Here is a 21,189-nt window from a genome sequence, read left to right on the forward strand (position 1 = left end):
CCGCACCCGGTAGTGGTAGGTCACGCCCCGGGCCAGGCCGGTGTTGACGAACTCCCGCCCGTGCACCGTGAACGCGGCCACCTCCCGCTCGAACGCCGGGTCGACCGCACGCTGCACTAGGAATCCGGCCCCCGGCCCGCCTGGCGGGCCTGCCGCCCAGGTCAGGGTCACCGTCGCGGTGTCAGGTCCGGGCGCGCTCGCGACGGCGGCCAGGTCCGTGGGTGGGGCCGGCCGGGGTGGGCTGGTGACGGCGGCGACCGTCGACCACGGCGACGCGACCCCGAGGTACGTCGTGCGCACCCGGTAGTAGTACGTGGTGTCCGGGGCCACCACGTCGTCCACGTGCTGCTCCTGCACGCCGATCGCCGTGGTGGTCGGACCGCTGGTGAACGTCGGGTTGGTGGCCCGCTGCACGTCGACGCCGGTGGCGAAGGAGCGGTTCGCCCAGCGCAGCGCCACCCGCAGCGGGGCGGCCGGCGGGATCGCCGCGACCAGCCCGGCGGGCGCGGCGATGCGCACCGACGCCGGCACCCCGTTGGACCAGGCCGAGCAGCTCACCTCGTTCTCCGCCCGGATCCGGTAGTGGTAGGTGACCCCGGGGGTGACGGTCGCGTCGGTGTACCGGGTCGCGGCGGCGGCCACGGTGATCGCGGTGAGCCCCTCGGTGAACGCGACGTCGGTGGCCCGCTGGAGCAGGTGGCTGCTGGCCGGCGGCCGGCCGCCGTTGCCGGTCCAGGTCAGCGTGATCGCCGGCAGGACGGTCGCCGAGCCGGGCACCGGCGTGGCGGTCAGCCCGGTCGGGGCCAGCGGGGCGACCCGCAGCACCAGCGGTCGGCTCATGCCCTGGTCCCGGTGGCCGGCGAGCTGGCTGTGCCAGCGGTACTCCCACCCCATGTTGACGAGCTGGTTGACCACCGACGCGGGCCGCCCGTCCACCGGGCTCACCGCCGTCGAGTCGATCCGCGCGCCCGCCGGGCGGGTCGGGTCGAGCAGCCGCACGCTGTCGCCGATCTTGAACGGCAGGGCGGGGGCCACCGGCCGCAGCGCCACGATCACGTCCTCGCGGGGGTTGACCCGGATGGTCTCCTTCCAGCCCAGCTCGTTCGGCTCGGGCTGGCGGATCGCGCCGCCCCAGCCCACCCGGTTGACCACCTGCACGTCGCAGCCGCCGACGTGCACCGGGTGCGTGTGCAACGCGTTGCCGCTGATCCGCCAGAGCTGGGTGCCGTCGGCGGGCGTGCCGACCTGCACCGTCGGGTCGGCGATCACCAGGGTTTCGGTGGCCGGGTCGGCCGGGCCCAGCGGCAGGGTGGCCGAGCCCAGCGGCCCGGCGTGCGGGTGGGCCACCCCCAGCCGGCCGGTCACCCGCCCGTGCGCGGGCTCGAAGACGTGCTGCACCGCCTTCACGGTCAGCGGGAGGGTCACCGGCGCGGCGGACCCGGCCGGGGTGAAGGTGACCGTGATGGCGTGCGCCGGCACCACCGTGTCCCGGGACGTTCGGGTGCCGAACGCGCGGTCGTACGCCGGCTGGGGCACGATCGGCGGGCGCTGGCTGGCCGCGTACGCGCCGGGCAGCCGCTCGGCCAGCCGGTGGAGGTCGTACGGCTCGGCCGGCTCGCCGGCCACCCGGAACTGCAACAGGGTGCGGGTGTTCGGCCCGTACCCGGGCAGCGGCGCGGGCCCGCCGCCGACGCCGGTGCGGTCCGGTGCGCCGGTGTGGTGGTCGTAGCGGGGGTCGAAGCGGGGCAGCGGAGCCGGGCAGTCGTTGTACAGGATCAGGTTGGCCCCGGGCGGGACGGCGGAGAAGTCGACGACCACGTCGGCCCGCTCCCCGGGGGCGAGCAGCAGGGCGTGCCCGTCCACGTTGAGCACCGTCGGGTCCTGCCGGTCGTACCGGTAGCCGACCGGCCGGTTGGGCAGCACCGCCGGGGCCGGGAGCAGGCCGCACTCGTTGCCGACCTGGATCAGCGCCGGCCCATTGGCTGCCGGGTCGGGCACCCCGCCCTCGCGACCGTCCACGGGCCAGTGCGGCGGGCGGCCGGGGGCGCGGGCGGCCTCCACCATCGGCACCTCGCCCGCGTCGGCGTCGAGCAGCCCGCCGTCCGGGCCCCACATCGGGCCGTCGGAGCGGGCCCGGTAGAGCTGGAGGTTGAGGGCGCGGTCCGCGCAGGCGTTCAGGATCCGGAACCGGTACGCCTTCGGCGCGACCGTCAGGTGCGGGTACGCGACGCCGTTGACCAGCGGGGTGTCCCCGTACGCCTCGGGCACCGCCGACGGGTGCGGCACGCCCGGGGCCAGTGGTGGCTCGTCGGGGTCGGCGACGGGGTCGTGGTGCGGGTTCGGCACGGGCCCGCCCTCGGGCACCGGTGGCCGGTCGTCGGGCCCCGACCCGCCCGGCCTCGCGCCGGCCGGGCCACCCGCCGGCGTGGGACGCGTCCACGGGCCGTAGTCCCAGCGGCCGGTCGGGTTCGTCCCGGACGGCCGGTACGGGTGCTGCCGGGGCTGGTAGACGTGCGGGTGCCACAGGCTGCCCCGGGCTCCCCAGCGGTCCCGGTCCCAGGTCGGGTCCTGGCCGGCGAGTTGCGTGTCGTCCGGCACGAACGTGCGGTCGGTGATCACCAGCGGGAGCTGCTCGGCGGGGAGCACCCCGTCGGCGACGAGGTCCTCCTCGGCCTGGTCGGTGAGCAGGTAGAGGGCGAGCTGCCCGGAGCAGACGGTGAGCCGGGACAGGCCGAGGGTGTTGTCGTGCAGCCACATCAACCGGCCGCTCTGCTCGTTCGGGTAGTACAGGGTGGTCGCCCCGGGGCCGGGCGGCGGCATGTCCGGCACGTGGGTCAACCCCACCCCCGTCGGGTACGGGGTGATCTCCCCGGCCGGCGTCACCCACTGCCACGGGTTGCCGGCGCTGATCCAGCCGGTCTGCCCGCCGTACAGGTGCAGCACCGCCCGGTTCTGCGGGTACGGGGCCGGTCCGCCCAGCGGGCCCGCGCCGGCCCCGTCGACGGTCGCGTCCACGGGCAGGAACAGCTCGCCGGCCCGGCCGGTGGGTAGCTGGTTGATGAACTTGATCCGCACCGGCCGGCCGCGCCGGGCGACGATCACCGGCCCGCACAGGTACGGCCGGTCGGGCGGGACGACCGTGTTGTGCCCGGAGCCGTCGGTGCCGAGGTTGAGCTGCCGGTAGCCGCGCAGCCGGGTGGCGGGCAGGTCGCGGTGCAGCCGCTGCGTGTACTCCTGGAGGCCGATCTCGTAGTAGTCGCAGCCCGGCCAGGTGATCGTGTCCGGGGTCGCCACCGGCAACCACCCGCCCAGCTCGGTGCGGCCCCCCTCGCCGGGGCGGGGCAGGGCGTCAACGAACTTGCGCAGGCCGGTGCCGGGGACGACCCCGCCGCGCCCGTCCGGCACCGGCAGCGGGCTGGCGGCGAAGTTGGGCACCGGGCCGAAGCAGCGCGGGACGGCGGCCGGGTCGAGGCTGGCCGGGGCGGTTTCGGTCGCGTCGGCGTCGGTCGCCTCGGCGGTCCGGGCCGACGGCACGGTCGGCGCCGGTTCCGCGCCGGTACGCGCGGGCCGGTCGGTGAAGCTGGAGCGCAGTCTGCGGAACAGCACCATGGCTCTCCCCGGATCGTGGCGCGGCGACCGCCACCCCCTCGGGACGACCGCGCGCACCCGTTGACGCTCGGTGAGTACTCAACCGCAGCATGCGACGTCGGGTGCCTGGTGCGGAACTACCCATTCGTCCGTATCTGGGGGCGTCCCGGACGCTGGGAGGGTGTCGGCGCAGGTCAGGGCGCGGATGCGGGCGGCTCGGGCTGGCAGATTGGGCACCAGTAGGTGACCCGCTCGCCCAGCTCCTGTTTGCGGATCGCGGTGCCGCAACGCCGGCACGGCTGGGCCCGCCGGCCGTACACGTAGCTCGTCTCGCCCCGGCGTAGCGACCCGGTGGTGCTCTGGGTCCACCGCCCCCGGTTGGCCGCCAGCAGCCGCTGGGCGAGCGCCACCGTGCCGGCCAGGTCGGACACCGCGCCCACCGGGGTCCACGGCGACACGCCGCGCAGGAACAGCACCTCGCACTTGTAGAGGTTGCCCACCCCGGCCAGGTTGCGCTGGTCGAGCAGCGCCTCGCCGATCGTCGCCTCGGGATGGGCGGCGAGCCGGCGGACCGCCTCGGTCGGGTCCCAGTCCGCGCCGAGCAGGTCCGGCCCGAGGTGTCCCACCAGCGCGCCTTCCTCGGCGGTCGGCACCAGCGCCAGCTCGTGCAGGTGGTAGCCCACGGCGACCGCGTCGGGGGCGCGCAGCACCGCCCGGATCAGGTGTGCGGGCCGGGCCGTCCAGCGTTCCCCCGGCGCGTACGCCCGCCACGCCCCGTCCATCCGCAGGTGCGAGTGCAGCGTCCAGCCGGTGACCCCGCCCGAGCCGACCGGCGCGGGCGCGGCGAGCCGCAGCAGCAGGTGCTTGCCCCGGCTCGCCGACTCGCGCACCGTCCAGCCGGCCAGGTCGGTGCCGGCCAGCCGGGGCACCCGGAAGTCCGAGGCGGTCAACCGGGCCCCGCCGAGCGCCCGCCCCAGGACGCGGGCGGTATTCCAGACGGTGTCGCCTTCGGGCATCCCGCCATTCTCCCTCCCCTGAGCGGAACTCGCATGTATCGCCATTTGTGCTGCTATTCCCATCAATTGCTGCTGGCCGCACTATCAAGGAGTTCTGAGGAGAAATGCATGCGAGATGCCCGACGCACCGTCCGTCCGACCGTCCTCACCGGCGCCCTCGCCGCCCTGACCGTCGCCCTCGTCTCCCCCTTTGCCCCCGCGCCTGCCGGCGCTTCCGTGCCGTCGCCGGTGGCCCGGACCGTGGCCGTGCCGTCCGCTGCCACCCCTGCCGACCCGGTCGGTTCAATCGGTCCGGTGGCGCAGCGGTGGAGCCCTGACCTCTCCGCCGTCGACGCCGACGACGTGAACGTCCGCTTCACCGGCGGCCGGCTCCGGCTCGCCGACCGGGCGCCGCGCGCCGTCACCTCGGCGGCACTCGACCGGCATCCCGCGTTCGCCGAGGGCACGTACCTCAGCCGGGCGCACGACCTGGTCAGGCCCGTCACCCGGGTCCGCGCCGACGTCGTCGCGGAAACCGGCCAGGGCGGCGCGGTCGAGGTCCAGGTGCGCGGCCGGGGGGCCGCCGGCTGGACCGAGTGGCGGCGGGCCGTCCCGGCCGCCGTCTTCGACCGGCCGGTCACCCGGGTCCAGGCCCGGGTGCAGCTCACCGCCCGCACCCCCGCCGTCACCCCGGCGGTACGCGGCGTCCGGCTCACCGCCGACCGGCTAGCCGTCGCCGCCGCCACGCCGGGGCTCACCTACCGGGTCTTCGCCACCCGGATCGGCCTGGTCGGCGAGACCACCGCCAACGGGCACGTCGTCCAGCCCCGGGACCACTTCGCGGCCCTGCCCTCGCGGCGCTCGCTCGCCCCACCGGACACCGGCGACTACACCGTCCGGGTCTGCACCACCAGCGGCAGCCGGTGCGAGTACGCGCCGGTCTGGGACGTGGGACCGTGGAACACCCGGGACGACTACTGGAACCTGAGCGCCGTCCGCGAGAACTGGAAGGACCTGCCCCAGGGCCTGCCCGAGGCGCAGGCGGCGTACCAGCACGGCTACAACGGCGGGCGGGACCAGTTCGGCCGCACCGTGCTCAACCCGGCCGGCATCGACCTCGCCGACGGCACCTTCTGGGACGGCCTACAGCTCAGCACCAACGCCTGGGTCGACGTGGCCTACCTGTGGACCGGCACCGGGGTACGCGCCGTCGTCGGCGACGGGCCGCTCAACGTCCGCTCCGGCCCCGGGACGGGCTACGCCTCCCGTGGCCTGGCCGCCCGGTACGCCAACGTGCCGGTCCAGTGCTACGTCACGGGCCAGACCGTCAGCGGCCCGTTCCGCACCACGAACCGGTGGCAGCGCCTCGCCGCCGGGCAGTACATCAGCTACGCGTACGTCTCGGCGGTGTACGGCGGAAGCGTGCCGCCCTGCTGACCGGCGCGCGGCACCGGGCCAGGCGACCCCGGGCCGGTGCCGCGTGGCGGGTTCAGGGACGCTCCTCCGGGCGGGCCGGGCGCACCATGTCCTGGTAGCGGGGGTGACTGGCGCCGTAGACGGCGAAGTTGAGCCGGGCGAGGGTCAGGCTCAGGTCGCCGTTGGGCCCGCCGCGCACCACGTCGGCGTCGGCGTCGTTCTGACCGTCATCGGTCCAGAAGCAGACCGGGCAGGTGCCGCCCCCGGTCCGCGAGGCGCAACATGGACATGCCGAAGGAACCCACTGAACACCCACCGGGAGAGCATTCCACAACCGAGGATCCGGCATCACTCCGATGGTGGGCCGATTTCACCTTCTGCCCAGCCGGGGTCCGCCGCAGGTCCACCCGCCGCTCAGCCGGCGGTGACGGCCACCAGGTCGCCCGCGCCGACGCCTAGCACGTCAGCCGCCCGGCCGCCGTTCACGGCGGCGGCGACCAGACCGGCCGAGTCGACGTACACCACCAGCGCGCCGGGCGGGGCGTCGCCGAACGTACGCCCGTGCGCCGCCGCCCGCCCGGCCACCCGCAGCCGCGCCGGAAGCGGGGCGAGCCGGTCGCCCGGCGCGGCGAGCTGCACGTTGCCGAAGTGGTCCACCGTCAGCACCTCGGCGGCGAACCCGCCCGGCTCTGCGCGGACCACCGGCTCGGGCAGCCGGACCAGGGTGGCCGGGTCGACCGCCGGCCCGGCGTCGGCCAGCGGCGCGCCCAGCGCCAACCGGGCGGCCACCGGGGCGAACACGTCCCGGCCGTGGAAGGTGCGCGACACCTGCGGGGCCAGCCACCCGGGGTTGGTCAGCTCCACGGCGGCCGTCACCCCGCCGAGCGCGGCGGCGGCGTCGGGCAGCAGGCCGTTGTCCGGCCCGACCAGCGTCCCGCCCGGCGTGGCCAGGGCGACTCCGCGTCGACGGGTGCCCACCCCCGGGTCGACCACCGCGACGTGTACCCCCGCCGGCAGGTACGGCACCGTCTGAGCGAGCACGGCCGCGCCCCGCCGCACGTCGGCCGGCGGGACGAGGTGGGTCACGTCGATCACCCGGGCGGCTGGCGCGATCCGCGCGATCACCCCGTGGCAGGCGGCCACGAAACCGTCGGCCAGACCGTAGTCGGTGGTCAACGAGATCCACGCCATCGGGTCCCCCCTCGTGCTCGCTCCGCTGTGCCGCTGCGCCCTTGTGTCGCTGTCCGCCCGCTGCGCCCTTGTGTCGCTGTGCCGCTGTCCGCCCGCCGCGCGAGGCGCCGGGCTGCCGGCCGCTTCGCCGCGAGGGGGACAAGCCGTGCGACTGGCGACCCTGGTGGCGATGCTGACCCACGCCGTCATGGTCACCGCCAGTATCGCCATCACACTGTGGCTCTCCGGCGAGATCGCCTGGTTGCCGGCTCCAGCACCCGAATTGGTGCTCACTCCACCGTCGAGCATGTGGCGCACCACGTGGAACCTCGCCGGTTATGCCTGGTTGCCGGCCTACATCGAGCTCGTCCTCGGGAGCCGGCGCGTGGCCCAGGCAGTCGCCCTGCTTGCCATCGTGCCTTCCGCTATCACCACCGCGGTGGAACAAGCCGCCCGTGACGTACCGTTGTCCGCGTCGCCCTGGGCGATGTTGCTCATCGACGTCTTCCTGCCAGTAGCCATGGCGGCCTTTCACCACGACGCCCCGCCTGTACAGCGCCGGCCCTGGCTCCTCGCGCTGCCGATCGGCATTCTCCTCGTTCCCGTGCCGCTGTTCACCATCCAGGCAATCGAACCGGCGCTGAGGCTGCTGGACTGGCCGGGCCTGTCATGCGTGGCGGTCACTGTCGCCATAATGGTCCACCTGACCGTTCGAGGATCCCGTCGCCCATCCGGCACACTGCCATGGTCACTGGCGTTCACCCTGCTCGCCGTAACCGCGCTCGCCCTGCGAACCGTAACCCTGCCCGACGTCAACAACCAGGCACAGCGCACAACACTCGCCACGATGGCATCCGTGGAGATGTCGCTGTTCTCGCGGTAGGCGTACCGCTCGCGGTGCTGGCCATTCGAGCGCTGCGCCGGCTTCCACCGATCCCCGCCCCCGCCCCAAGACCCACCACACCGCCGTAGGAACTGGATGCCGCCTTCATGGTGCGCGCCGCCTGCTGTCGCTACCAGCAGGCCGAGCAAGGGTTACGAGCCGCCGTGCTCATGAGTACCGTGGGAAGGCGACCCTGGGTGGGTAGCGCGTCACGCTGGGAGGTCGGATGGACGCCATGCCGGAGCTGACCTTCGGGCAGCGGTTGAAGCTCTACCGTGAGCGGGCGGGCAAGACCCGCGCGGTGCTCGGCGGGCTGGTGGGCCGCAGTGCCGAGTGGGTGAAGGCCGTGGAGAACGATCGCATCCTGCCGCCGCGCGTGCACATGCTGGATCGGATCGCCCGCGCGCTCAAGGTCGACGTTTCCGCCCTGGTCGGGGAGCTGAGCGACCGGTCCGCCGTTGTCAACGGGCCGGAGCATCCCGCGCTCGCCTCGGTGCGCGCCGCCGTCAACCGTGTCGCGTTGCCCGGTGCCGCGACCGCGCCGCCGTTGGTGCAGCTCAGCGAGCGCCTTGCCGCAGCCTGGCGGGCACGACACGAGTCGTCGGACCACCGGACGGTGTTGGCAACCGTGTTGCCGAACCTGGTCCGGGACGCGCAGTTCGCCGCGCTGACGTACGAGGGAGACGACCGCCGTCGGGCACACGCGCTGCTGGCCGAAACCCTCGGGCTGGCCCAGATGTACCTCGCCTACCAACCTGCCGCCGAGCTGATCTGGCGCGTCGCCGACCGGTCGATGCTGGCGGCGCAGGAGTCCGGCGATCCGGAGGCGGTGGCCGGCGCGGGCTGGTTCCTGTGCCAGCTTCACCGGGACTCCGGGGACTGGGACACGGCTACGACGGTGGCCCTGGATCTGATCTCTGCGCTGGAAGCACGAACGGCCGATGCGAACCCGAACCTGCTCGCCCTGTGGGGCGCTCTGCACTTCGAGGCCGCCTACATCGCCGCACGGGCGGGGGAAGAGGGCCGCGCCTGGCGGTACTGGGATCGTGCCGACGAGGTGTCCCGGCGGCTGCCGCAGGGCTTCTACCAGCAACAGACGTCGTTCTCCCGGATCATCATGGCCGCGCACGCGGTGACCCTCGCCGTCGAGTTGCAGAAGCCCGGTGAGGCGCTGCGGCAGGCCAACGGCCTCGACCCGGCTGTCGTCCCGTCGAGGCCGCGGCGTGCCCGCCACCTGATCGAGGTGGCTCGCGCGCACCTTGCCAACAGAGACACCGAATCCACCGTGGAGACTCTCCGTCAGGCGTACGACGCGGCACCGGAGACGATCCGCTTCAACGGCTACGCCCGTCAGATCACCCTCGATCTCCTCGACGGGCCCAGGTCCGCGCGAAACGGCGTGCGCGATCTCGCGCTGAAGGTCGGCCTCGCCTCCTGACCCGGCGACCTGGCGCTACGGGTGGGTGACGGCCACGATCACCACCGGACGGCGTTCGGGCCGACGGCGGTCAACCTGGCCCGCGCCGCCGCCCTGGAGCTGGGCGCGGCCCGTGACGCGGTCGCCTGGCACGAGAGGACCACCCGCCGGGACGCCTGGCGGTGGCTGCCAGCCGAGCACCGCGCCGCCCACCTGCTCGACGCCGCGTGGGCGTACCTCCAGATCGACGACCCGCGCAACGCCGGCCGGGCCCTGCTCGACGCCGAACGTACCGCGCCGGCCGAGCTGCGCCACCGCCCTGCCGCCCGGGACGTGATCGCCTGGGTGGCCCGCGACCGACACGCCTCGGCCACCGTCATCCAGCTCGCCCTCACCCTCAACCTGACCTGACCTGAACCCGGCCGGACCGCTTCCGTCTCATCCCATCCACCCGCAGCCCTGACCCGGTCGGCTGTCCTCGCCTGCCGTCAGGGGCCTGCGAAAGACCTAGCAATGTCAGTGTTATCGATGTTAGCGTCCACGCAGTCGCTGGGTCGTGGGGCGATCCGCCTGTCGCGCCACACGCGGCTTCCTCGGGGCGCAGGTCGCCGCGACTCGCAGTCATAGGATGTATCGGATGCTCGCCGGGCGCATGCGGTTTATCTGCCAGGGCAATCTCGGTCTTCACCGGACATTCAAGCATTGACGTTACGCGTTGGAAACCTTTAACGTCTGATGTCTGAGTCGCCTCTCCGCGTCACCCCTGCTCTGGAGGGATCCCCATGTCCCACCCCCTTTCACCCGTCGTTCGCTGCTGGCCGGCCTCCGTGCGGGCGGTGTCGCAGGCGTGGCCGGTGGGTTGATCCGCGCGCTCCCCGCCCAAGCAGTGGACCTGGGACGGCAGCACCAACCTGCTGTGGCCATCGCGGCCGTCTGATCCTCGCAGTCTCCGTCCGACGTATGCGTCGCCGCGATCCGCAGGGGGTTGCGGCGACGCCGACAGCGGGGACGCCCCGGATATGGAGGAACCACAATGAACCGGAGAATTCTGCTGAGCGCGGGGCTGACCCTGCTGCTCAGTGCGACGGCTGCCGTCACCGCCGGCTGCGGCGACAACGCGGGCGACGAAACCGGCTCGGGCGGCGGCAAACCGCTCGTCGGGGTGGATTACCCCCGCTCCGACACGGACTTCTGGAACTCGTACATCAAGTACGTGCCGCAGTACGCGGGCGAACTGGGTGTCGAACTCAAGGCCACCAACTCGCAGAACGACATCGCGAACCTCATCTCCAACGCGCAGACCTTCATGAGCCAGGGCGTGAAGGGCGTGGTGATGGCCCCGCAGGACACCGCCGCCATCGCGCCGACACTGTCCCAGCTCGACAGCAAGAAGATCCCGGTGGTCACCATCGACACCCGGCCGGACACCGGCAAGGTGTTCATGGTCGTGCGCGCCGACAACCGCGCCTACGGCATCAAGGCGTGCCAGTTCCTGGGCACCAAGCTGGGCGGCCGGGGCAAGGTCGTCATGCTCCAGGGTGGCCTGGACTCGATCAACGGCCGCGACCGCACCGAGGCGTTCAACGAGTGCATGCGCAAGGAGTTCCCCGGGGTCACCGTGTTCGGTGAGGCCACCGACTGGAAGGCGGACGTGGCGGCGTCGAAGTTGCAGACCCGCTTCGCGTCGGATCCGGACATCAAGGGCATCTACATGCAGTCCTCGTTCGCGCTGTCGGGCACCCTCCAGATCCTCAAGCAGCGAGGGCTCCAGGTGCCGCCGACCGATCCCAAGCACGTCTTCGTCGTCTCCAACGACGGCATCCCGGAGGAGCTGAAGAACATCGGTAATGGCCTGATCGACGCCACCGTCAGCCAGCCGGCCGACCTGTACGCCAAGTACGGGCTGGAGTACGTGCAGGCGGCGATCGAGGGCAAGACGTTCCAGCCCGGCCCGACCGCGCACGGCAGCACCATCATCCAGGTGCGCGACGGCCTGCTCGAAGACCAGCTTCCGGCACCGCTGGTGACGCTGGACGGCGCGCCGATCGCGGGGCAACCCACCCTGAAGTTCGACGACGCGTCGCTGTGGGGCAACAACGCATGAGTGCCGCCCCGCCCCGCCCGACCGACGGGCCGTCCGGCGACGGCCGGCCCGTCGTCGAGGCGGTGAGCATCACCAAGCGGTTCGGGTCGACGGTCGCCCTGTCCGACGCGAGCATCGTGGTCCGCCGGGGTGAGACGCACGCCCTGGTAGGCCGCAACGGTGCCGGCAAGTCGACCTTGGTCAGCATTCTCACCGGCCTTCAGGCCGCCGATGACGGCGCGGTGGCCTTCGACGGGCGTCCGGCGCCGCCACTGGCCGACCGCGACGCCTGGCGACAGCGGGTGGCGTGCGTCTACCAGAAGTCGACGATCATCCCCACCCTCACGGTGGCGGAGAACCTGTTCCTCAACCGGCACGCCCGGGGGCCGGGCGGGCTGATCCACTGGTCGCGCCTGCGGCGTGCGGCAGAGCAGTTGCTGGCGGCCTGGTCGGTCGACGTCGACGTACGCCAGCCCGCCTCGACGCTCTCCGTCGAGCAGCGGCAGTTCGTCGAGATCGCCCGGGCGCTGTCCTTCGGTGCCCGGTTCATCATCCTCGACGAGCCGACCGCCCAGCTCGACGCGGCGGGCATCAACCGCCTGTTCACCCGGATCCGTGACCTGCGGGCCCACGGCGTGACGTTTTTGTTCATCAGTCACCACCTCCAGGAGATCTACGAGCTCTGCGACCGGGTGACGGTCTTCCGCGACGCCCGGCACATCGTCACCGCCCCGGTGGCGGAGCTGAGCCGGCAGGAGTTGGTCGCCGCGATGACCGGCGAGGACGTGACGATGCCGGAGGCCGACCACCCGCCCCTGCCGCCGGACGCGCCGGTGCTGCTGTCGGTGCGGGACCTGGTCACTTCGTCCGGCGCGCAGGTGTCGATGGAGGCCAGGGCGGGCGAGGTCGTCGGCATCGCGGGTGGCGGCGGCAGCGGCAAGGTCGAGGTCGCCGAGGCGATCGTCGGGCTGACCCGTCGGGCGGGCGGAACCGTCACCCTCGACGGCCGCGTGCTGCGTCCGGGCAGCGTGCCCGACGCCCTCGACGCCGGAGTCGGGCTGGTGCCCCAGGACCGGCACCGGGAGGGTCTCGTGCCGTTGCTGTCCATCGCGGAGAACGTCACGATGACCGTGCCGGACCGTGTCGGGCGGTACGGCCTCATCTCGTCGGCCCGGCGGGACGCCCTGGCGCGGGGGACCATCGCCGACCTGGCAATCAAGGCGTCCGGGCCGCAGGTGCCGGTCTCCGACCTGTCCGGGGGCAACCAACAGAAGGTCGTGATGGGCCGGGCGCTGGCCAGCGATCCGAAGCTGCTGGTTCTCATCACGCCGACCGCCGGTGTCGACGTGCGCTCCAAGCAGACCCTGCTCGGTGTCGTCGAGGACGTGCGCCGTCGCGGCACCGCCGTGCTCGTGGTCTCCGACGAGCTGGACGACCTGCGGATCTGTGACCGCGTGCTGGTGATGTTCCAGGGCCGGATCGTCGGCGAGATGGCCCACGGCTGGAGCGACAACGATCTGGTAGCCGCCATGGAAGGGGTGGATCTCCACCATGTCTGAGACGCTGTCCACCGCCACGGCGTCCTCGTCGTCGCCGCCGTCGCCCCCGTCGTCGCCGTCGCGGAGCCTGGCCATCGCCCGGCTGCGTGACCTCGCGCTGGTGCCGGCGATCATCGCCGTGGCGATCGTCGGGTCGATCGTCAACCCGGTCTTCCTCAGCTCCGACAACATCATCAACGTGTTGCAGAGCATGTCGGAGATCGCCATCCTGGTCCTCGCCCAGACCATCGTGCTGATCACCGGCAAGATGGACCTGTCGCTGGAATCCACCTTCGGCCTCGCGCCCGGCATCGCGGCCTGGCTGGTCGTCGACCCCGCGCTCACCCGGGGTCTCGGTCTCGACGCGCTACCGGACGCCTGGGCGGTCCCGGTCGTCCTGCTCGTCGGTGCCCTCGTCGGTGCATTCAACGGGCTGCTCATCGTCCGGTTCGGCCTCAACGGCTTCATCGTCACGCTGGGCATGCTCATCATCCTGCGCGGGCTGCTCACCGGCATCTCCGGCGGGCAGACCTTCTTCGCCCTGCCGGAGTCGATGACGTATCTCGGCTCCGCGACCTGGTTCGGGGTGCCGGCGTCGATCTGGTTGTCGCTGCTGCTGTTCGCCGCCGGGATCGTGGTGCTCGGCTACACCCGATCCGGCCGGGCGCTCTACGCGATCGGCGGCAACGTCGACGCCGCCCGCGCGGCGGGCATCCGCACCGACCGGGTGCTGTGGATCGCGCTCGTCGTGGCCAGCGTGCTCGCGGCCCTCGCCGGCCTGCTGATCAGCGGCCGGCTCGCGGCGGTGCCGGCGGCTCAGGGCAGCGGTGCCATCTTCCAGGTCTTCGCGGCGGCGGTGATCGGCGGCGTCAGCCTCAACGGCGGCAGGGGCAGCGTCTTCGGCGCGTTCACCGGCGTCCTACTGCTCTTTATGATCATCAATGTGTTGACCCTGGCCGGGGTGCCCGCGCAGTGGACGAACTTCCTCAACGGCGCGGTCATCCTGGTGGCCCTGGTGGTCTCCCGCATCACCGGGGGCAAGGCGCAGACATGAGGCGGACCGGCCCGCCGGTCGGGCCCACCGCCGAGGCAGATCCACGAGTCGGGGCACAAGGCGGCCGACGTTCTACTCCCCAGGAGTTCTGGTGACTGAGCTCATCTCGTCCGTAGCAACCATCGACGTACGGTTCCCCACCTCCCGGCACCGCGACGGGTCCGACGCGATGAACCCGTTCCCGGACTACTCCGCCGCCTACGTCATCCTGCGGACCTCGGCGGGCGCCACCGGGTACGGTCTGGTCTTCACCGTGGGCCGGGGCACCGAGATCCAGGTCGCGGCCGTGCAGTCGCTCGCCCCGATGGTGGTCGGCCAGCCGGTCGACGAGCTGGTCGCCGACCCGGGCGCCCTGGCCCGCAGGCTCGTCGGTGACAGCCAGATCCGCTGGCTGGGCCCGGAGAAGGGCGTCGTGCACATGGCCGCCGGCGGCCTCGTCAACGCGGTGTGGGATCTCGCCGCGCGGCGGGCGGGCAAGCCGCTGTGGAAGCTGCTCGCCGACCTCACCCCTGAGCAGCTCGTGGCGCAGGTCGACTTCCGCTACCTGCGCGACGCCCTCACCGAGGACGAGGCGCTCGGGCTGCTGCGGGGCGCCGTAGCCGGCCGGTCCGAGCGCGAGCGCCTGCTGCGGGCCGAGGGCTACCCGGCGTACACGACCACCCCCGGCTGGCTGGGCTACGACGACGAGAAGCTGGCCCGGCTCTGCGCGGAGGCGGTGCGCGAGGGGTATCGGCTGATCAAGCTCAAGGTCGGCGGGAACCTCACCGACGACGTACGCCGGTTGGGCATCGCCCGGCAGGCCGTGGGGCCGGACATCCGCATCGCGGTCGACGCCAACCAGATCTGGGGCGTGCCGGAGGCGATCCGGTGGATGCGCGAGCTGGCCGCGTTCGACCCGTACTGGATCGAGGAGCCGACGTCGCCGGACGACGTGCTCGGGCACGCCGCCGTGCGCAAGGCCCTCGCCCCGGTCAAGGTGGCCACCGGCGAGCACGTGCACAACGCGGTGATGTTCAAGCAGTTGTTGCAGGCCGACGCCGTCGACGTGGTGCAGATCGACGCCTGCCGGGTCGCCGGTGTCAACGAGAACCTGGCCATTCTGCTGCTCGCCGCGAAGTTCGGGGTGCCGGTCTGCCCGCACGCCGGCGGGGTGGGGCTGTGCGAGCTGGTGCAGCACCTGGCCATGTTCGACTTCGTCGCGCTCAGCGGCAGCACCGACGACCGGGCCATCGAGTACGTCGACCACCTGCACGAGCACTTCGTGGACCCGGTCCGGCTCAGCGGCGGGCGGTACCTCGCGCCCACCGCCCCGGGGATGAGCGCGGAGATCGTCGCCACCTCCGTGGCCGACTACCGGTACCCGGACGGCCCGCAGTGGACGACCACGCCCGCCACGGTGGGAGGGCAGACGGCGTGATCATCGACGCGCATCACCACCTGTGGCGGCCGGAACGCGGCTACGACTGGCTCGACGCGCCCGGGCTGGAAGTCATCCGCCGGCCGTTCACCCCACAGGATCTGACCACCGAGCTCGCCGCGGCCGGCGTGCACGGCACCGTGCTGGTGGAGGGCGGTCGCTGCCACCCCGACGAGGCGGCCGAGTTCCTCGGCTACGCCGCCGACACCCCGGCGATCCTCGCGGTGGTGGCCTGGCTCGACGTCGCGGCCGGCGACGTGGCCGCCACCATCGAGCGGTACCGCCGGCTGCGCGGGGGCGAGTTTCTGGTCGGGGTGCGCTCGCAGGTGCAGGGGGAGGCGGACCCCGACTACCTCGACCGGCCCGACGTGCGGCGTGGGCTCGCCGAGATCGGTGCCGCCGGGCTCGTGTTCGACCTGGTGATCCGCGCCGACCAGCTACCCGCGGCGGCCCGGGCGGCTCGGGCGGTGCCGCAGCTCCGGTTCGTCCTCGACCACCTGGGCAAGCCCCGCATCGACGAGGGCGAGGCGGGCCTGCGGAGCTGGCGCGGCCCGCTGGCCGCCCTGGCCGCCAACCCCAACGTCACCGGCAAGCTGTCCGGTCTGGTCACCGAGGCCGGGCCGGACTGGTCGCCGGACGAGCTGCGTCCGTTCGTCGAGGCGGCGATCGAGGAGTTCGGGCCGGAGCGTCTGATGTTTGGCTCGGACTGGCCGGTCTGCCTACTCAGATTGGACTATCCCGGGGTGCGCCGGGCGTTGACGGCCGCGCTGCCCCCACTGTCGGCCCGGGACCGACACGAGATCTTCGCCGGGACCGCCGTGCGCGCCTACGATCTGGCGCGGCGGGTCGAGCAGCTCGCCCCGGCGCCGCCCGCATGACCCCGGCCGGCGGCGGCTCACGCCTTCGCCGCCTGGGCCGCGAGCACCGTACGCAGCCACGCCTCGGAGGTGTTGACGTGTATCAGCGCGCTGGCCTGGGCCAGCAGTTGGTCACGCGAGCGCAGCGCGAGGTAGATCGCGTGGTGCTCGTCGATCGTCTTGTGTGCCGAGTTGCCCTCTATCAACCCGCGCCACACCCGGGCCCGCACCGTACGGCTGGACAGCCCGTCCAGCAGCGATGCGAGGGTCTCGTTGCCGGTCGCGGCGATGACGGTCTGGTGGAAGGCGATGTCGAACCGGATCAGCTTCTCGGCGTCGTCGGCCGCCGCCCGCATCTCCTCCAGGAGCCGGCTCAGCTCGGCGAGCTGAGCGTCGGTCATCCGCAGCGCTGCCAGGCCGGTCGCCACCGGCTCCAGCATCCGGCGTACCTCCACGACCTCCAGCAGCGTGTCGTCGCGCAGCAGCTCCACCGCCACGCCCAGCCCCTCCAGCAGCAGCCGGGGGGCGAGACTGGTGACGTACGTTCCGTCGCCGCGCCGTACGTCGAGCACGCGGGCCGATTCGAGCACCTTCACCGCCTCCCGCACCCCACTGCGCGACAGCCCCATCTGCGCAGCCAGTTGCGGCTCCGGCGGCAGCCGCGCGCCCGGCGGCAGCTCGCCGCTCTGGATCATGCTCCGGATCCGCGCGATCGCGTCGTCGGTCAGTGCCATCCACGTCTCCTTCCGACCGGGCCGTCGATCGCCGTCCTGATGGGCCCGCCGTCGGCGGCGGGCGGCGGCAGCCCCACCAATATAGAGACATCGGACGTTTGCCGCCGTCGTGGTTCCCGCGCCGTCGCGGCCCCGCGACCCGGGTCGACCGGAACCCGATCCGGGCGTGCGCACGGTCCTGTCCGGGCACCTGCCCACGGGAAGGCATCAGCGCCGTCCGCGCCAACGCCCCGGGGGCATGATGTTCGCACCTGACCGAGGAGATCGCGTGAACCGAAGCGCACACTACGTCGGCAAGCATACCTTCGTCGTCGAGGAGACCACAGCGGTGCCGCCCGGTCCCGGCGAGGTACGCATCGACGTCGCGTACACCGGCATCTGCGGCACCGACCTGCACATCGCGCACGGGGCGATGGATCAGCGGGTCCGCGTGCCGGCGGTGATCGGCCACGAGATGTCCGGCCGCGTCGCCGAGGTCGGCGCGGGCGTCGACGGTCACCGCGTGGGCGAACCGGTGACCGTCATGCCGCTGGACTGGTGCGGCGAGTGCCCCGCCTGCCGCGCCGGCCACACCCACATCTGCCACCGGCTCAACTTCGTCGGCATCGATTCGCCCGGCTCGATGCAGCGCTCCTGGACGGTGCCCGCGCGGATCCTGGTGCCGCTGCCTGAGGAGCTGCCCCTGGCACACGCCGCGTTGGTCGAGCCGACGGCGGTGGCCGTGCACGACGTGCGGCGCTCCCGGCTCGTCGCCGGCGAACACGCGGTGGTCATCGGCGCGGGCCCGGTCGGCCTGCTCATCGGCACGGTCGCCCAGGCGGCCGGCGCCGTGGTGACCGTGCTCGAACTCGACCCCCGCCGCCGTCAGCTCGCCGCCGACCTCGGGCTCTGCACCGTGGACCCGGCGGTGGTCGAGGTCACGTCGTTCGTCCGGGACGCCACCGGGGGAGCGGGCGCCGACGTGGTGTTCGAGGTGTCCGGCTCGGCCGCGGGGGTCCGCACCGCGACCGACCTGCTCGCCGTACGTGGGCGGCTCGTCATGGTGGCGATCCATTCCACCCCGCGCGAGGTGGACCTGCACCGGATCTTCTGGCGCGAGCTGGAGATGATCGGCGTGCGGGTGTACGAGCACCAGGACTACGCCGAGGCGGTCCGCCTGGTGCACGGCGGGCAGGTGCCCGCCGAGCGGCTCATCACCCGGATCGTGCCGCTGACCGAGGTGGCGCGGGCGTTTGAGGCGCTCGCCGCCGGCGGTGACGTGAAGGTGCTCGTCGACTGTGGAGGGGACGCGTGAACCCGTTCGACCTGAGCGGCCGGCTGGCCGTGGTGACCGGCTGCCGGCGTGGCATCGGCCTGGCGATGGCCGAGGCCCTGGCGGCGGCGGGCGCCGACGTGATCGGCGTGAGCGCCGCGCTGGAGGACACCGGCAGCGAGGTCGCGGAGCGGGTGGCGGCCCACGGCCGCTCCTTCGTCCCGTACCGGGCGGACCTGTCCGACCGGGCCGCCGTCCGCGCGCTGGCCGGGTGGCTCGGCGAGCGCGAACGGCCCGTCGACATCCTCGTCAACAATGCCGGCACGATCCGCCGCGCCCCGGCCGCCGAGCACACCGACGAGGACTGGGACCACGTGCTGGAGGTCGATCTCACCGCCCCGTTCGTGCTCGCCCGCGAGATCGGCCGGGACATGGTCCGGCGGGGCAGCGGGAAAATCATCTTCACCGCGTCGATGCTGAGCTTCCAGGGCGGCGTGACCGTGCCCGGCTACGCCGCCGCGAAGTCCGGCGTCGCCGGGCTGACCCGGGCGCTGGCCAACGAGTGGGCGCGGCACGGTGTCAACGTCAACGCGATCGCGCCGGGCTACATCGGCACGGACAACACCCAGGCGCTGCGGGAGCAGCCGGAGCGGAACCGGGCCATCCTGGAGCGGATCCCGGCCGGCCGCTGGGGTCGACCCGACGACCTCGCCGGGGTCACCGTCTTCCTCGCCTCCGATGCGGCGGCCTACGTGCACGGCACGATCATCCCGGTCGACGGTGGTTGGCTCGGCCGCTGAGTAGCGGGGCCGAACCAGGCGGGCAGCGCGCGGACCGGATCCCACCTGCCGGTGCGCATTCCGGCCCGCTGCACGTGGGCGAGCCGGGCGCGGGGTGCCCGTGGCGGTGGACCGTGGCGCCGTGGTTCGCGGGGCGCACGCGTTTCGGCGTGTGCGCGGCCGAGGCGGCGTGGGACGGCGCGCGGTGACCGCCGAACCGGCGAGCCAGCCCCTCGTTGACAGCAAACATCACACGTATTACGTTAACGTTAATCGATGTAAAGAGACTGCCTTCCCGGGTGGCGGGGGCCAACCAGCAGCGGGGATCGGGAGCTGACCCGCTGACCGGGGCCCATTCGGTCCGGACGCAAACCGGAGGGCGGGCCCGGCAGGCAACGAATCGGTCCGGTGGCGGGCAGCCGGCCAGTCGGCACACTGCCCGTCGGCGACGGTACCTGGTGACTCCGCGTCGCCTGCGCCGTTCTCATCCGTACCGCGGGTCGGTCGCATCCCCGGGGCCTACCCGCCGCATGCCTGATCCCAGAAGGAGATGCCCCATGTTGAGACATCGGCTCGTCGTCGGTGCTGTGGCGGGCGCGGCAGCGCTCGTCCTCGCGGTCGGCGGCGCGGCGATCGCCGCCGGAGCCGGCCCGGTCGCGTACGCGAAGGATGTCACTCCTCTCGCGGCGACCGCCGGGTGCGGCCAGGCCCCGACGTTGACCAGCGGCACGCGCACGATCTCCAGCGGCGGCCAGAACCGTTCGTTCATCCTGCGGATCCCCGACAACTACGACCGCAACCGCCCCTACCGGTTGATCTTCGCGTTCCACTGGAACGGCGGCACCGCCAACGAGGTCGACTCGGGCGGCACCAGCGGATACCCCTGGTCCTACTACGGGCTCCGGGCGCTGTCGAACAACTCGGCGATCTTCGTCGCGCCCCAGGGCATCGGCAACGGCTGGGCGAACACCAGCGGCCGGGACCTCACCTTCGTCGACGACATGATGAGGCAGATCGAAGCAGGTCTGTGCGTCGACACCACGCAACGCTTCGCCATGGGCTTCAGCTACGGCGGCGGCATGAGCTACGCCATCGCCTGCGCCCGGGCGACGGTCTTCCGCGCGGTCGCGGTCTACGCCGGCGCGGAGCTGAGCGGTTGCAGCGGCGGCACCCAACCCATCGCGTACATCGGCATCCACGGTCTCCGGGACAACGTCATCCCGATCTCGACCGGACGGTCGCTGCGCGATCGGTTCGTCAGGAACAACGGCTGCACCCCGCAGAACCCGCCGGAGCCGGCGCCGGGCAGCCTCACGCACACCCTCACCTACTACTCGGGATGCCGGGCCGGCTACCCGGTGGCCTGGGCGCCGTTCGACGGCCCGCACGCCCCCAACGCCGTGGACGGCTCCGCCGACCCCTTCGCGCCCGGCGAGAACTCCTGGACCAGGCCCGTGGTGTGGAGCTTCTTCACCCAGTTCGACGGCACCACCCCGCCGACCCCCACGCCGACCCCCACGGTGACCCCCACCGGCGGGCCCCAGCAGGGCAAGCAGATCGTGGGCGGCCAGTCCGGGCGCTGCGTCGACGTGCCCAACGGCAGCACCACCAACGGCGTCCAGACGCAGCTGTGGGACTGCACCGGCGTCACCGCCCAACGCTGGACCCTCACCGCGAGCAGGCAACTCCAGGTGTACGGCAGCAAGTGCCTCGACGCCAGCGGCGCGGGCACCAGCAACGGCACCCAGGTGATCATCTGGGACTGCCACGGCGGTGCCAACCAGCAGTGGAACGTCAACGCCAACGGCACCATCACCAACGCCCAGTCCGGGCTCTGCCTGGACGCCAACGCCGCAGGCACCGCCAACGGCACCAAGCTCATTCTCTGGTCCTGCAACGGCGGCGCCAACCAGCAGTGGAGCCTGCGCTGATCCGCGACCTTCTCCGTCACCGTCCCGCCGGGACGCCCCTCGGGCGTATCCCCCGTTGACGGCGGTCGGCCCGGC

General features: G+C 72.9%; 17 protein-coding genes. 12 read left to right on the forward strand and 5 right to left on the reverse strand.

Annotation, left to right across the window (positions count from 1 at the left end; genetic code table 11):
- Together MCAG_RS33845 and MCAG_RS22730 are read right to left on the reverse strand one after the other, a co-directional pair.
- A partial coding sequence (locus MCAG_RS33845; protein ID WP_007075324.1) for a multicopper oxidase domain-containing protein occupies window positions 1-3,609 on the reverse strand: 3,609 nt, incomplete at its 3' end.
- A gap of 173 nt (window positions 3,610-3,782) precedes the next feature.
- Window positions 3,783-4,604: a DNA-formamidopyrimidine glycosylase family protein gene (locus MCAG_RS22730; RefSeq protein ID WP_007075325.1), complete on the reverse strand. Its 822-nt coding sequence runs from the start codon at window positions 4,602-4,604 to the stop codon at window positions 3,783-3,785.
- Window positions 4,605-4,712: 108 nt separating this feature from the next.
- On the opposite strand from MCAG_RS22730, the gene MCAG_RS22735 reads away from it, so the two are divergent.
- Complete coding sequence (locus MCAG_RS22735; RefSeq protein WP_036374798.1) at window positions 4,713-6,020, forward strand: hypothetical protein; 1,308 nt, start codon at window positions 4,713-4,715, stop codon at window positions 6,018-6,020.
- Between the two features lie 52 nt (window positions 6,021-6,072).
- Here MCAG_RS22735 and MCAG_RS22740 read toward each other — a convergent pair whose 3' ends face one another.
- Both MCAG_RS22740 and MCAG_RS22745 read right to left on the reverse strand, forming a co-directional pair.
- The gene (locus tag MCAG_RS22740) at window positions 6,073-6,315 is read right to left on the reverse strand and encodes a CPCC family cysteine-rich protein (RefSeq protein WP_007075327.1); all 243 of its coding nucleotides are present in this window, start codon (window positions 6,313-6,315) and stop codon (window positions 6,073-6,075) included.
- 98 nt (window positions 6,316-6,413) lie between these two features.
- Window positions 6,414-7,190 (reverse strand): S-adenosyl-l-methionine hydroxide adenosyltransferase family protein, encoded by a 777-nt coding sequence (locus tag MCAG_RS22745; protein WP_007075328.1) that lies wholly within the window; start codon window positions 7,188-7,190, stop codon window positions 6,414-6,416.
- Here MCAG_RS22745 and MCAG_RS22750 point away from each other — a divergent pair.
- From MCAG_RS22750 to MCAG_RS22785, 8 genes are all read left to right on the forward strand, one after another.
- On the forward strand, window positions 7,168-8,052 hold the full coding sequence (locus MCAG_RS22750; RefSeq protein ID WP_232290249.1) for a hypothetical protein: 885 nt from the start codon (window positions 7,168-7,170) through the stop codon (window positions 8,050-8,052). The genes MCAG_RS22745 and MCAG_RS22750 overlap by 23 nt on opposite strands.
- A 226-nt stretch (window positions 8,053-8,278) precedes the next feature.
- Window positions 8,279-9,490, forward strand: a complete 1,212-nt coding sequence (locus MCAG_RS22755; protein ID WP_036374802.1) for a helix-turn-helix domain-containing protein — start codon at window positions 8,279-8,281, stop codon at window positions 9,488-9,490.
- Between the two features lie 21 nt (window positions 9,491-9,511).
- Complete coding sequence (locus tag MCAG_RS22760) at window positions 9,512-9,880, forward strand: hypothetical protein (protein WP_007075330.1); 369 nt, start codon at window positions 9,512-9,514, stop codon at window positions 9,878-9,880.
- Between the two features lie 622 nt (window positions 9,881-10,502).
- On the forward strand, window positions 10,503-11,573 hold the full coding sequence (locus tag MCAG_RS22765; protein WP_007075331.1) for a sugar ABC transporter substrate-binding protein: 1,071 nt from the start codon (window positions 10,503-10,505) through the stop codon (window positions 11,571-11,573).
- Complete coding sequence (locus tag MCAG_RS22770; protein WP_036374804.1) at window positions 11,570-13,111, forward strand: sugar ABC transporter ATP-binding protein; 1,542 nt, start codon at window positions 11,570-11,572, stop codon at window positions 13,109-13,111. Before MCAG_RS22765 ends, MCAG_RS22770 begins: the two co-directional genes overlap by 4 nt.
- On the forward strand, window positions 13,104-14,144 hold the full coding sequence (locus tag MCAG_RS22775; protein WP_007075333.1) for an ABC transporter permease: 1,041 nt from the start codon (window positions 13,104-13,106) through the stop codon (window positions 14,142-14,144). The genes MCAG_RS22770 and MCAG_RS22775 overlap by 8 nt, the downstream gene beginning before the upstream one ends.
- Before the next feature lie 88 nt (window positions 14,145-14,232).
- On the forward strand, window positions 14,233-15,561 hold the full coding sequence (locus tag MCAG_RS22780; RefSeq protein ID WP_007075334.1) for an enolase C-terminal domain-like protein: 1,329 nt from the start codon (window positions 14,233-14,235) through the stop codon (window positions 15,559-15,561).
- On the forward strand, window positions 15,558-16,439 hold the full coding sequence (locus tag MCAG_RS22785; protein ID WP_007075335.1) for an amidohydrolase: 882 nt from the start codon (window positions 15,558-15,560) through the stop codon (window positions 16,437-16,439). The genes MCAG_RS22780 and MCAG_RS22785 overlap by 4 nt, the downstream gene beginning before the upstream one ends.
- A gap of 17 nt (window positions 16,440-16,456) precedes the next feature.
- Here the strand turns inward: MCAG_RS22785 and MCAG_RS22790 are convergent, their stop codons facing one another.
- Window positions 16,457-17,152 carry a FadR/GntR family transcriptional regulator gene (locus MCAG_RS22790; RefSeq protein ID WP_007075336.1) on the reverse strand — a complete coding sequence of 232 codons (696 nt, stop codon included), beginning with the start codon at window positions 17,150-17,152 and terminating at the stop codon, window positions 16,457-16,459.
- 268 nt (window positions 17,153-17,420) lie between these two features.
- On the opposite strand from MCAG_RS22790, the gene MCAG_RS22795 reads away from it, so the two are divergent.
- The 3 genes from MCAG_RS22795 to MCAG_RS22805 all read left to right on the forward strand — a co-directional run bounded on the left by MCAG_RS22795 (window position 17,421) and on the right by MCAG_RS22805 (window position 21,114).
- Window positions 17,421-18,446, forward strand: a complete 1,026-nt coding sequence (locus MCAG_RS22795) for a zinc-binding dehydrogenase (protein ID WP_007075337.1) — start codon at window positions 17,421-17,423, stop codon at window positions 18,444-18,446.
- A complete protein-coding gene (locus tag MCAG_RS22800) occupies window positions 18,443-19,204 on the forward strand; it encodes an SDR family oxidoreductase (RefSeq protein WP_036374807.1) in 762 nt (253 codons plus the stop codon). Before MCAG_RS22795 ends, MCAG_RS22800 begins: the two co-directional genes overlap by 4 nt.
- A 536-nt stretch (window positions 19,205-19,740) precedes the next feature.
- Complete coding sequence (locus tag MCAG_RS22805) at window positions 19,741-21,114, forward strand: ricin-type beta-trefoil lectin domain protein (protein ID WP_007075339.1); 1,374 nt, start codon at window positions 19,741-19,743, stop codon at window positions 21,112-21,114.
- The last annotated feature ends 75 nt before the right edge of the window (window positions 21,115-21,189 follow it).

The organism is Micromonospora sp. ATCC 39149 (assembly GCF_000158815.1).
Lineage (GTDB): Bacteria > Actinomycetota > Actinomycetes > Mycobacteriales > Micromonosporaceae > Micromonospora.